Origin of the sequence: Rhizobium sp. FY34, assembly GCF_005222845.1 — a bacterium.
GTDB lineage: Bacteria > Pseudomonadota > Alphaproteobacteria > Rhizobiales > Rhizobiaceae > Neorhizobium.
On record NZ_STFZ01000005.1, the window covers coordinates 48,946 to 61,099 of the forward strand.

Annotated in this window: 16 protein-coding genes; 13 read left to right on the forward strand and 3 right to left on the reverse strand. The window is 60.3% G+C overall.

All coding sequences use genetic code 11. The annotated features are described in order from the left end of the window. Window positions 1–15 precede the first annotated feature (15 nt). From minE to minC, 3 genes are read right to left on the reverse strand one after another with little or no spacing between them, the layout of a single operon-like run. Window positions 16–276 carry a cell division topological specificity factor MinE gene (gene minE, locus E8M77_RS02245; protein ID WP_137128988.1) on the reverse strand — a complete coding sequence of 87 codons (261 nt, stop codon included), beginning with the start codon at window positions 274–276 and terminating at the stop codon, window positions 16–18. Beyond that, complete coding sequence (gene minD / locus E8M77_RS02250) at window positions 273–1,088, reverse strand: septum site-determining protein MinD (protein ID WP_137128989.1); 816 nt, start codon at window positions 1,086–1,088, stop codon at window positions 273–275. Before minD ends, minE begins: the two co-directional genes overlap by 4 nt. A 31-nt stretch (window positions 1,089–1,119) precedes the next feature. Then, window positions 1,120–1,863 (reverse strand): septum site-determining protein MinC, encoded by a 744-nt coding sequence (gene minC, locus E8M77_RS02255; protein ID WP_137128990.1) that lies wholly within the window; start codon window positions 1,861–1,863, stop codon window positions 1,120–1,122. 477 nt (window positions 1,864–2,340) lie between these two features. On the opposite strand from minC, the gene E8M77_RS02260 reads away from it, so the two are divergent. The 13 genes from E8M77_RS02260 (at window position 2,341) to E8M77_RS02320 (ending at window position 12,154) form a co-directional block, all read left to right on the forward strand. Further along, window positions 2,341–2,769 (forward strand): helix-turn-helix transcriptional regulator, encoded by a 429-nt coding sequence (locus tag E8M77_RS02260; RefSeq protein WP_137128991.1) that lies wholly within the window; start codon window positions 2,341–2,343, stop codon window positions 2,767–2,769. 93 nt (window positions 2,770–2,862) lie between these two features. After that, a complete protein-coding gene (locus E8M77_RS02265; RefSeq protein WP_246659094.1) occupies window positions 2,863–4,584 on the forward strand; it encodes a hypothetical protein in 1,722 nt (573 codons plus the stop codon). A 14-nt stretch (window positions 4,585–4,598) separates the two neighbouring features. Further along, window positions 4,599–4,814: a hypothetical protein gene (locus E8M77_RS02270; protein WP_137128993.1), complete on the forward strand. Its 216-nt coding sequence runs from the start codon at window positions 4,599–4,601 to the stop codon at window positions 4,812–4,814. A gap of 109 nt (window positions 4,815–4,923) precedes the next feature. Continuing rightward, window positions 4,924–5,136, forward strand: coding sequence for a hypothetical protein (locus E8M77_RS02275; protein WP_137128994.1), 213 nt, complete (start codon window positions 4,924–4,926; stop codon window positions 5,134–5,136). Between the two features lie 7 nt (window positions 5,137–5,143). Next, the gene (locus E8M77_RS02280) at window positions 5,144–6,328 is read left to right on the forward strand and encodes a YcaO-like family protein (protein ID WP_246659095.1); all 1,185 of its coding nucleotides are present in this window, start codon (window positions 5,144–5,146) and stop codon (window positions 6,326–6,328) included. Continuing rightward, on the forward strand, window positions 6,325–7,026 hold the full coding sequence (locus E8M77_RS02285) for a TfuA-like protein (protein ID WP_137128995.1): 702 nt from the start codon (window positions 6,325–6,327) through the stop codon (window positions 7,024–7,026). Before E8M77_RS02280 ends, E8M77_RS02285 begins: the two co-directional genes overlap by 4 nt. 143 nt (window positions 7,027–7,169) lie before the next feature. Next, the gene (locus E8M77_RS02290) at window positions 7,170–7,379 is read left to right on the forward strand and encodes a hypothetical protein (protein WP_137128996.1); all 210 of its coding nucleotides are present in this window, start codon (window positions 7,170–7,172) and stop codon (window positions 7,377–7,379) included. Window positions 7,380–7,564: 185 nt separating this feature from the next. Further along, window positions 7,565–7,963: a hypothetical protein gene (locus E8M77_RS02295; RefSeq protein ID WP_137128997.1), complete on the forward strand. Its 399-nt coding sequence runs from the start codon at window positions 7,565–7,567 to the stop codon at window positions 7,961–7,963. Between the two features lie 181 nt (window positions 7,964–8,144). Further along, complete coding sequence (locus tag E8M77_RS02300) at window positions 8,145–9,248, forward strand: ABC transporter substrate-binding protein (protein ID WP_137128998.1); 1,104 nt, start codon at window positions 8,145–8,147, stop codon at window positions 9,246–9,248. Next, a complete protein-coding gene (locus E8M77_RS02305) occupies window positions 9,245–10,300 on the forward strand; it encodes an iron ABC transporter permease (RefSeq protein ID WP_205910449.1) in 1,056 nt (351 codons plus the stop codon). Before E8M77_RS02300 ends, E8M77_RS02305 begins: the two co-directional genes overlap by 4 nt. Further along, the gene (locus E8M77_RS02310) at window positions 10,297–11,076 is read left to right on the forward strand and encodes an ABC transporter ATP-binding protein (protein ID WP_137128999.1); all 780 of its coding nucleotides are present in this window, start codon (window positions 10,297–10,299) and stop codon (window positions 11,074–11,076) included. Before E8M77_RS02305 ends, E8M77_RS02310 begins: the two co-directional genes overlap by 4 nt. Beyond that, window positions 11,073–11,555 (forward strand): copper chaperone PCu(A)C, encoded by a 483-nt coding sequence (locus E8M77_RS02315; protein ID WP_137129000.1) that lies wholly within the window; start codon window positions 11,073–11,075, stop codon window positions 11,553–11,555. Before E8M77_RS02310 ends, E8M77_RS02315 begins: the two co-directional genes overlap by 4 nt. After that, a complete protein-coding gene (locus E8M77_RS02320; protein WP_137129001.1) occupies window positions 11,552–12,154 on the forward strand; it encodes an SCO family protein in 603 nt (200 codons plus the stop codon). The genes E8M77_RS02315 and E8M77_RS02320 overlap by 4 nt, the downstream gene beginning before the upstream one ends.

The window sequence follows — 12,154 nt, forward strand, 5'->3', positions numbered from 1 at the left end:
TGAATCTGGTTGATGTCACGCCGCCTGCAGAGCGGGATCGAGCGGGATTTCCACATCGATTTCAAGAATCGACATGTTCTCGCTGCGGTCCATCTTCACATGCACGCGCTCGGCATCCACCTGCACATGCTTGGCGATGACGGCGAGGATTTCCTCGCGCAGGATCGAGACGAGATCGCAGCTGCTGGCCGCCCGCTCATGCGCCAGGAGAACCTGCAACCGTTCCCGCGCCAGGGGCGCCGAACGCTGCTTGTTGAAAAGCCGGAAGATGTTCATGCAGCCCTCCGGGAGAAAATCTTGCCGAAAATACCGCGCTTTTCCTCGGGCATGGAAATCGGAACGATTTCACCTGCCAGACGGCGGGCCGCCTCGAAATAAGCGAGGGCCGGCGCGGACCGGGCATCGGCCAGCGTGACCGGAGCACCAAGGTTGGAGGCGCGCAGCACATCCATGCTTTCCGGAATGATGCCGAGCAGCGGAATGGAGAGGATTTCCAGCACATCCTCAACCTTCAGCATATCGCCACGCTGGGCGCGGGCAGCATCGTAACGGGTCAGGAGAAGATGCTTCTCCATGCGCTCGCCACGCTCTGCCTTCAGCGTCTTGGAATCGAGCAGGCCGATGATGCGGTCGCTGTCGCGCACCGACGAGACTTCCGGATTGGTGACGACAACGGCCACATCCGCATGCCGCATGGCAAGCGTTGCTCCGCGCTCGATGCCGGCCGGGCTGTCACAGATCACCCAGTCGAAATAGCGTTTCAGCTCGTTGATCACCCATTCGACGCCTTCAGGCGTCAGATTGTCCTTGTCGCGGGTCTGCGAGGCCGGCAGCAGGAACAGCGTTTCCAGCCGTTTGTCGCGGATCAGCGCCTGCGGCAGCTTGGCATCGCCCTGAATAACGTTGACGAGGTCATAGACGACCCGACGTTCCGCACCCATGACCAGGTCGAGATTGCGCAGACCAACATCGAAGTCGACCACCACGACCTTCTCGTTTCGCTGCGCCAGCGCAGCGCCAAGTGCTGCCGTAGAGGTTGTCTTGCCAACTCCGCCCTTGCCGGACGTGACGACGATTACCTTCCCCATCTTTCTCTCCTGTGCTTGAGCGTTAAACGGCTCAATTGAGTTTCTCGGCCACGATGGCCTCCCCCTCGAGCCAGAGCTGAACAGGCTTGCCCAGCAGCTCGGACGGGAGGTCCTCGGCCATTTTATAGATGCCGTCGATTGCGATCAGTTCCGCTTCCAGCTTGCGGCAGAAGATCCGTGCAGAGGCATTGCCAACGGAACCCGCCATGGCCCGGCCGCGCAAGGCGCCGTAGATATGGATCGAGCCGCCGGCAATCACTTCCGCGCCGGAGGCGACAGAACCGATGACGGTCACATCACCTTCCGTAAAGATGATCGATTGCCCGGACCTTACGGGATCGCGGATTACCAGCGATTGCAGCACCGGACGGCTTTCCAGAACGGCCGGCGTGCCGGTCGTTTCTGCTTTCTCGCCGGAGGCCTCGAATGTCGGCTCCGTTGCCGGAACCTCCACATCGCCCGCAGGACGTCCACCCTTCAGAACCGGGGGCATTCCGGGCGCGATCATCGAAGGGCGCGCACCCTCCAGTCCCATGATCGCCACATTGCGAGCCGATAGCTCGCCCAGAAAATCCTTCAGCTGGGTGCGATCGATCGGCAGGTCGGTGACGTCCAGCACCACCGGACGGTTAAGAAAGAAGCCGGCGGAACGGGCAGCGAGATCGTCGAGCCGCGTCAGCCACTCATTGAGCGGCAGATCGGGCGACAAAACCACCGCCAGAAATGAGCGGCCCTTGATCCGGATTGAGCGAGCGTCTGTTAGCACTTTGGTCATCTACGTAAACAAATCGTTGAGATCCAAGTAGGTCTGATTTGGTTAACGAATGGTTAACATGCGCCATCATGCCATGCCAAACGCACACAGTCGCCCCCCTCTGTTGCACTGCAGTGACAGCAATGCGTCGCCGTCGCTGTAAGACGCCGCAAAACATCTGCAAATGCTTGCCTGCAGACATGGAATCGGGTGCAGTCTGACGCACATCCATAGGGTTGACGAGCATGAGAAGACAAGCCAAAGCCCAGGCGACCAAACTTGTCGTACAGCATGAAAATGTGATAGTTTTTCTTGACAAGACAAGTATAATTTCGGCGGCAATCAAACTATAATTCGGTGTTCGACGTTTACTTTTCGAGAAATATAATTTCAATATTGCGTTATTGATGGTGGATGCGCTAATAAACGCGGTTGCGCCATATGCAAAATGCGCGCAATGATAATGACATCCCAAGACGCTTTTCAGGAGCAGTGAGTATGAAGAAAACCCCCAATGCGATCGACGTACACGTCGGATCTCGCATTCGCATGCGCCGCACGATGCTTGGCATGAGCCAGGAAAAGCTGGGCGAAAGCCTCGGCATCACCTTCCAGCAGGTCCAGAAGTACGAAAAGGGTGCAAACCGCGTCGGCGCCAGCCGCCTTCAGCATATTGCCGAAGTGCTGAATGCACCCATTCCCTTCTTCTTCGAAGGTGGACCGGGCGCGACTGCCGATTCCGTCGAGCCGACCCGCGATGCGGCGACCGACTTCATGAGTTCGCGCGAATGCGTGGCTCTCGCCACCGCTTTTTCGGCCATTGAAGACAAGCGCGTGCGCCAGACGATCCTCAGCCTCGTGCAGTCGCTCGCCACGGATCCGGCAACGCCTGTCCAGACCAAAGACGCCTCGCGCGCGGCGCACTGACGCAAGATGACATATGCCCTGACAACGTTCGGCAGTTGCCGTCTGGCTGATGAAAACGGCCTGACCCTGCGCTGCCCGACGTTGGGGGTCATCATGTTGGCCTTTCTCTACGAGGCCAGCCATCCGGTTCCGCGCAAGGAATTGGCGGCAATTTTCTGGCCCGGCAATCCACATGCGGCTGCAACCAATCTGCGCTCCACCCTGCGGCGCATGCAGCAGGCAACAGAAGCCAGCCCCTTGCCGCTGCTTCTGGTCAACAACCTGACCGTCAGCGTGGAACGCGCAGCCCTCAGCTGCGATCTGGACCTGCCGGATCCGAGCGATCCGGTTGCGCGCCTGAAAGCGGGCAGCGATACGATCGCCATGCAGTTCCTGCCGTCAGAAGGCAAAGGCACGACAGCGCTCGATACCTGGGTGCGCCACATGCGGGCCAAGCGTGCAGCGCTCTTGCGCCAGGATTTCATTGCACTTGCGGGCCTGCCCGTGGCCGGCGCGGCACGCGCCGAACTGAAGCGCGCCGCCATTCTGCTTCTCGAATGGGACCCGCATGACGACGAGGTGCGGCGCTGGCTGGCCCAGCCCTTGGGCAGCGTGCCGGCCGAAGCCATCCGCCCACCCCCAAACCAGGCGCCGCTTGCCCCCGTCGAGCATCAGGCAGCGACCATTGGCTGGACCCCGCCGCGTCTGGCGCTGCTACCACCCGACACGGCCCTTGCCGCCGAACAGGCCGGCTCGGTTGCCAATGCGCTGGTGGAAGATCTGACCATCGACCTTTGCGCCAGCCGCATGGTCTCGGTGGTCGCCCCCTATACGTCTGAGCGCATTCGCGCCTCGCGTGACAAGGCCGGCCTTTTGGAGCGCCACCGAGTCATTTATGCGCTCGATACGCAGAGATCGGGCGATTGGCTGTTCGTGCAATTGATTTTCATGCCGACGGATGAGGTCTTGTGGGCCACGCGGTTCGAGTTGAACCCGCAATCCATTGCCCGCCAGCGCCAGGAGATGGCAGCCGCCATCCGCGCCACCATCACCCATCTGGTAGGCTCCCAGGCAAGCCTTGCCGAGCATTTCGGTGAAAAGCCGGAGGCCTATTTTGCCTATCTGCGCGGTGTCCAGAGCTTGTCGGACCTGACCTTGCCGGCCGTGCGCAAGGCCCGGCGTCATTTTCGCGAAGCACTGGACCATGACCGCAGCCTTGGGCTGGCCATGGCCGGGATTTCCCGGACCTTGAGCACGGAATGGATTTTGACTGCGCGAGGCGATGCGGATCTTCTGGCGCAGGCGGAAAAGTTTGCCTTGCAGGCAGCGGAATACTCATCCGAACACGCAAGCGTCTATAAGGAACTCGGCGTCAGCCGGCTCTATCTCGGCCAGTTCGATGAAAGTCTGGACGCACTGCAAAAAGCCGAGCGAATCAATCCAAACTATGCTGATGTACTATGCAGCCATGCCGACACTCTCGTTCATGGTGGTCAACCTAAAGCCGCACTGAAGAAGATCGAATTGGCCATGGGAATGAACCCGCTTTCACCAGACACTTATCTGTGGACCGCGGCCGGGGCCAGTTTCTTCCTAGGCTCCTATGAAGAAGCGCTGGGATATGTTGAGCGTATGCAGGATACTCGGCCTGCCGACAGGCTGGCAGCAGCCTGCTGGGGCATGCTTGGCGACACAGCAAGAGCACGTCGTTGCCGGCTCCGGGTGATGCGAGACAATCCTGGGTTTGATCTAGAGAACTGGCTCCGAACAGTACCATCGAGAGAAGCCTGGCAACACGAACTTTATAGAGAAGCCCTAATTAGGGCCGGATTTTAACAATGGAGAAGGTAATGTCGAAAGTGGTTGTGATTGGCGTAAAGGGTGAAACGGGTCTCTGGCTGGCGGACCTCGAACAAGGGACTGTAGTTCCCCTTAAAGAGGAGCTTTCAGGCGCCCTGGCTTCTGCAGCCGAGCTACGCAAGGATGGAGCGACTGTCGTAAAAGGCATTGATTTCGCGCTTGCAGCCTCGTCTGCAACAGTCATATTTTCTGGCGTTTATGAGTAATTATTAGGTTTAACTAAGAAAACTTCCCCGACAGATCGTGCAATTGGCTTACAGGTGTGTCGGGGCTAAGTAATCTAATATCCAAGTAATTTCAAACCGGAGAACAAGCATGGCACGTGTTGTTATCATTGGAATTCCTGGTGAAGCCGGCCTGTGGATGGCCGATCTCGATGCCGGCACGGTTGTGGCCGTGGATGGCGCCCTGAGCGATGAAATCATGGCCGCGCAAGCAAATAGCGATGAGACCATGGTAAAGGGCGTCAGGCTTGCCGTTGCCATCAATTCCGGCAGCGACATTGCTGGCGGTCATCACGAGCGTTGATTCTGGAGTGAGCATTCCTTCCTACCGGACATGCACTCCGGGCGAGACCCTTCAACGGGTCTCGCCTTTTTTTGCGCGGCTCGGCATTACCCGCCTGTCGCGGCAGACGGGGCTCGATTCGATCGGCATCCCCGTCTGGTCCGCCTATGCGCCCAATGCCAGGGCCATCGTGATTGCCCAGGGCAAGGGCATTGATGATATGGCGGCGCGCACGTCAGCCGCCATGGAGGCCATCGAGCGTTCGGTTGCCACGCGCCCCGCCTGCCCGGTGACGACCACAAGCCTTGCAGAAATCGAAGCGGCCGGCGGCAAGGCCGATGCCTTGACCTGTCTTGTGGCCTCCGGTCACGGGCCTTTGTCTGCCCATGACGTGAGCGACTGGGTCAAGGCGCGTGATCTCACATCCGGCGCGCCCATTTTCCTGCCTTTCGAAGCCGTGCATCTGGATCGCACCGGCGAGACGAAACGCTTCTGGCAATCCTCCGACGGGCTAGCCTCCGGCAATACCAAAAGCGAGGCGGTTCTGCATGGCCTGCTGGAACGGGTGGAGCGCGACGCGCTGACCCTGTGGCAGGTGATGCCCATGCCGAGACGCTACGGCGCCCGCATCGACCCCGACAGCCTGCGCGCAGAACCAGAGCTTTCCACCCTTCTGGACCTGATTGCCGCCGCAGACCTTGAGCTTGCGCTTTTCGATATCACCAGCGATCTGCAGATCGCCTGTATCACGGCCATTCTGGCGCCGAAAGCCCGGTCCGGGCCATCGCCCTTGCGCCATGTGGAGGTCACGCTCGGCTGCGGTTGCGCGCTGTCTCCGCTCGTGGCGGCCTCGCGGGCCATCACGGAAGCGGCCCAATCGCGCATGACCTTCATTGCCGGTGCCCGCGATGATCTTCTGCCGCAAATGTTTGCGCAGACCGTATCGGATGAAACGCTACAGGCGTTTGACGCGCCGTTTTCCGTGGCGCTCCACACACTGCCCTCGCTTGAGGCGGCAGAGGCGACAGAGGCGCTGGAGAGACTGGTCGCGCATCTCGCGCAAAAACGAATCACCCGGCTCTATGCGGTGGATCTGGCGCCCGACTGGCTGCCCGTTTCGGTCGTCAAGGTGATCGCCCCGCAGCTCGAAAACCCCGATGGCGACCGTCGGCAACGCTTCGGCATGCGAGCGCTATCAAAGGCACTCGCATGAAGGTTGTATTTGTCGGCCCCAGTCTGCCGGATGCAGCAAGCCACGCGGCACCGGGCGTGGACGTGCGCCCGCCTGCCCGCCAGGGTGATCTGATGGAAGCCTTTGCCGGTGGCGCAAAGGTGGTTGGCCTCATCGACGGCTATTTCGAAATGGTCGCGCCCGTCTGGCACAAGGAAATCCTCTATCTCCTGTCGCAAGGCGTTGCCGTGATCGGCGCCTCCAGCATGGGTGCACTGCGTGCTGCTGAATGCGCGCCCTTCGGCATGATCGGCATTGGCCGGATTTTTGAGGATTATGCGAGCGGCATTCGGGTTGATGATGCCGATGTGGCGCTGCAGCATGGGCCTGCGGAGCTTGGCTATCCGCCCCTCACCGTGCCTTTTGTCAATGTGGAGGCAACGCTTGGCAAGGCCTTGTCGCTTGGTCTCCTTTCGGCTGACGAATGCCATGCCTTGCAATCGGTCGCCGGACAGATGTTCTACAAGACGCGCAGCTGGAAAAGCCTATCGATACAAGCCGGATTTGACTGGCCGCGCATCCGCTCCATGCTGGCACTTGCCGGCGTGGACCAGAAAAAGCAGGACGCGCTTCAACTGCTGGATGCCATGACAAAATTGCCCGACAAGCAGGACTTGCCGGGTGACTGGACCTTCAATGCCACGCCTCTCTGGCGCAAGCTTTACCCAAATACCGCCTGACTTTGGCGAGTCTGAACCTGCCGTAACGTCACTCTTCGCGTGTGCAACGGTTTTGCAACGCGCCTGCAACGGATCGCTGTGCCAAGATAAGTCAAATGCATGTTTATGGGGGACGTAAAATGCGAACAGAACTGAGCTTGGACATGAATGAGAGACGCGACGAATTTTTCGCTCTCATCAACATCATTGGCTATGCGGCGGGCATAGCACACTCGCTTGGAACATCATCGGCAGTTGCGCATCTCGATGCAGCGCGCCAGGTCCTGGTGGCCGAATTGCAGGCCGAATTTCCGAGCATCCTCTCCAAGGATAGCATCACGCAGGCCGCATCGGTGCGCGCCGGCCACTGCTGAAGCAGGCTTGTCTGACAACAGACTTTCGATTTCGGGGCCGGACGAGATATCTCGCCCGGCCTTTTTCATGTCCACTGACGCGGGTTTGACAGAGATTGCTTCGGGTCAAAGAAGGCTCGCCCAATTTGCCGCATTGCGAAACACGGCGCGGCAGATTATCCAGAACACGTCGCAGAGGTTTGACGATGACACTGGTGGGTTTTGACATGGCAAAGGTGGTGCGCGCGCTCTGCGTCATTGCACTTCTGTGCCTTGGTCTCGCCCATAAGGCGCCCGCCGTCGAGGCGACCATTCCAGCCATCGACATGTCGGCCTATATCCTGCCGGATGGCACGCTGCCGGATCTCTGCCTGTCGCAGCATCATGACGAGACGCAGCACCACGACAAAGGCCGGGCCATGCCCGGCTGCGAAGCCTGCCGGCTTGGCGCTTCAGTGCTTCTGCCCGCTCCGGCCGATGTCGTGGGTCAGGCTGTCGAACCGGGCCTTGCACCGGTCTTCATGCTTCCCAGCGCGCCCGTTTTTCGTCAGCTCATTGCTCCCAATGCCCGTCCACGCGGACCGCCGCCGGCTCGTCTTGCCTGAGATTGTCGCGGCCTGGCCGCGATACACGCAGCCGTAGCAAGCCATGTGATGATCCTGAACGCCTGAACCTGCCGATTTGCCCTATCCGCCAAACAAGCGGGTTCGTTCATCGGGCAGTTGCGTTTCAACGCCAAGGCGCACGCTACGTGATGTTTCCGATCCCGAAATTGACGAGCAGACCATGTTTAAAACCCTAGTTTCAACGCTGGTCGGGGCGCTTGCCCTGGCATCCAGCGCCTTTGCCGATATCACCGTCACCGATGTGAAGGGCCGCACGGTCACCGTGCCACAATCGCCGCAACGCATCGTGCTGGGCTTCTACTACGAAGACTATCTGGCCATTGCCGGCCCCGGCGGCCTCGACCGTGTCGTGGCACTATCGCTATCGACCTGGAAGGATTGGCGCCCCTATCAGTTTGCCGCCTATGAAAAGGCGCTGCCGAAACTGTCCAGCATACCGGATGTCGGCAATACCGAAGACAATACGTTTTCGGTCGAAAAGGTGATTGCCGCAAAGCCGGACCTGCTGATCCTTGCCGCCTGGTCCTATGATGCGCTGGGTGAAAACATCAAGCAGATCGAAGCGGCAGGCATCCCGATCGTCACGCTCGACTACAATGCCCAGACGGTGGAAAAGCACGTCGCCTCGACGCTCGCACTCGGCAAGTTGCTCGGCACCGAGGAACGGGCCGAGGCACTGGCGAAAAACTACACGGATGCGATGGCCGACATCGATAGCCGCGTCAAGGCAGCCGGCCCGACCAGCAAGAAGGTCTATGTCGAACTTGCCCAGAAGGGGGCGGGCGAAATCGGCAATTCCTATGGCGACAGCATGTGGGGCGCGCTGGTCGACAGACTTGGCGGCACCAATATCGCCAAGGGCCAGATCGGCAATTGGGGGCCGCTCAGCCCCGAATATGTGCTGGCCCAGAAGCCGGATCTCATCTTCCTCGCCGGTTCGGAATGGGTCAAGCGGCCGCAGGCCGTGGCGGTCGGCTTCGGTGCGGATGCCGCCGTGGCACGCGAGCGCATGAAGCCCTATCTGGAGCGCGCCGGCTGGAGCGAATTGCCGGCGGTCCGCAATGGCGGCGTGCACGCGATCTATCATGGCGGTGCGCGCACGCTGTCCGATTACGTCTATGCGCAATATATCGCCAAGCAGCTTTACCCGCAGGCGTTCAAGGATGTCGATCCGGCGAAAAACATCCGCGATTATTACGATCGCTGGCTGCCGATCAAGGCTGATGGCGTCTTCGTACTGCCTTATCAAGCGGCAGGCCAATGAGTGTGTCGATCGACATCATGCGCGGCGGCTATCGCCGCGCATACCTGAAGCGCCAGACGGCGCTTTGGCTGGTGGCGGCCTGCCTTGTGACGCTGATGCTGCTGGATCTCGTCACCGGCCCTTCGGGCATGCCGCTGGGCGAAGTCTGGCATGGCCTGGTGGCCGGCCCATCCGGACAAGACCGCATGACGGCCACCATCCTCTGGCAATTGCGCATGCCGCAAACCGTCATGGGTGCGCTTGTCGGCGGCTGCCTCGGACTGGCCGGGCTTCAGATGCAGACGATCCTCGGCAATCCGCTGGCAAGCCCTTTCACGCTCGGTTTTTCTGCCGCTGCCGGCTTCGGCGCAGCGCTGGCCATCATGTTTGGTGGCTTCCTACCGCTGCCCTCCTTCGTCGTGGTGCCGGTCCTGGCCTTCATCATGACGCTTGTGGCCTGTGGGCTGGTCTACTCGATTGCACGCCTGCGCGGCGCATCGCCGGAAATCCTCGTTCTGGCCGGCATTGCCGTGCTGTTCTTCTTCCAGGCGCTGCAATCGCTGCTGCAGTTCATCGCCTCGCCGGAAGTCTTGCAGCAGATCGTCTTCTGGCTGTTCGGCAGCCTGCTGAAATCCAGCTGGACAACCGTTAGCGTCGTTGCGGTCATTGCCGGCGCCTGCATTCCCCTCATTGCGCGCAGCACCTGGGCACTGACAGCACTCCGGCTGGGCGATGCCAATGCGCGCAGCCTCGGTCTTTCGGTGGATGCGGTGCGCCGGCAAACCTTCCTCATCGTCGCGGTGCTGACGGCAGCCGCCGTCTCCTTTGTCGGCACAATCGGCTTTGTCGGCCTCATTGCACCGCATGTCTCCCGCGCGCTGGTAGGCGAAGATCATCGCTTTGCGCTGCCGCTTTCGGCGCTCACCGGCGCCATCATCCTCATCGGTGCCTCCGTCATCGGCAAGGTCATCTCGCCTGCCGCCGTCATTCCGGTCGGCATCATCACGGCGGTTGCGGGCGTTCCCATGCTGTTTGCCGTCATCGTGCGGCGTAGCCAGAAAGGCGGCGCATGACACAGCATCTCCAACTTGAAGATGTCACCGTGCGCCGTGGCCGGGTCACCATCCTGTCCGGCATCACCGCAAAAATTGATGCCGGCCAGATCTGTGCCCTGATCGGCCCGAATGGCGCTGGAAAATCCACGCTGCTGGCCGCAATCGCCGGGCAATTACAGGCAGTGGGCAAGCTGCACTTTCAGGGTCGCGCCATCGATCCGCGCCGCATCGGCTATATGCCGCAGCATATCGAGGTTCAGGCCGAACTCTCGGTGCTCGAAGTCATGCTGCTCGGCCGCCACGATGCGCTGGGCTGGCAGGTGAAGGCCAATATCATCGATGAGGCCTCAACGCTGCTATGCCGCATCGGTCTTGGCGATCTGGCGCAAAGAGGCATGCACACGCTGTCCGGCGGCCAGCAACAGCTTGTCCTGCTCGCCCAACGCCTGATGCGCAAGCCCGATCTTCTGCTTCTGGACGAAGCCACCAGCGCGCTGGACATTCGCCACCAGATGGAGGTCCTGGCCATGCTGAGAGCCTATGTGGCGCAAACCGGTGCGCTTGTTCTGTTTGCCATGCATGACCTCAACCTTGCCGCCCATCACAGCGACAGCATTCTTCTGCTCAAAAATGGGCGCCTTGTCGAACATGGCGCCTTTGCCGCCGCCGTCACACACACATCGCTGCGCTCGGTCTACGGCATCGAGGCCGAATTCCTGCGCACGGGCTCCGGCCGCAGCGTCATCGTACCACTTTCCCTCAATCCCATGGCATTCTCGGAGATCGCCTCATGAAAAGCCTTATCACAAGCCTTGCAGCCCTTAGCCTTGCCGTCTGCACATTTACAGGCACCACCTTTGCCCATGAATTCAAGGTGGGCGATATCGAAGTCGATCATCCTTATGCACGTGCCATGCTGCCCGGCGCCAAGGTGGGCGGCGGATATCTGAAGCTCGTCAACACCGGATCAAGCGACGACCGGCTGGTGAGCGCCACCGCCGAGCGGGCCGGCTCGGTCGAATTGCATGAGATGAAGATCGACAATGGCGTGATGATCATGCGCGCACTGGAAAACGGTGTCGCCATACCGGCCGGCGCGACGGTTGAACTGAAGCCCGGCAGCTACCACGTGATGTTCATGAAGGTGACGCAGCCCTTCAAGGAAGGCGAGATGGTCAAGGCAAAGCTTCAATTCGAAAAGGCTGGAGCCGTGGACGTGGAGTTCATGGTAGGACCCGCCGCCGGCAACCCGCATCAGGAGCATGGAAAATGACACGCAATCCGCTTGCTTTGGCCGGGATCTGCCTGGCCGGCATTTTCGTGACAATCCTGATCAGCATCATGGTGGCCGTAGCTGCCGATGATCCGCGTCCGGGCCGGTTCCGCACGAGCTTCCATCTGGTGGATCATACCGGCAAGCCGGTCGATCAGTCGCTGTTCCAGGGCAGCCCGTCCCTCGTCTATTTCGGTTATACGAACTGCCCGGAAGCCTGCCCGACGACGCTTTTCGAAATGGCCGACTGGCTGCGCACGCTGGGTCCGGAAGGCGCGCCGCTGAAAGCCTACTTCTTCTCGATCGATCCTGAACGCGATACGCCCGAGGTCATGAAGGGTTATGTGGAGGCTTTCACAGACCGCATCACCGGCATTACAGGCGATCCAGCCGAAATGAAGAAAGTGGCGGATGGCTGGATGATCCATGCGGAAAAGGAGGCCAGTTCCGGCCGCGATTATCACATGAACCATACGCTGTCGCTCATGCTCATCGGCGCGGATGGGCGTCTGAAAGGCATGATCCCCTACGGCATGGACCGCGACGCGGCAATCGAGAGAATTCGCAGCGCCCTGCTCTCGCCGCAACCGAATGCATGA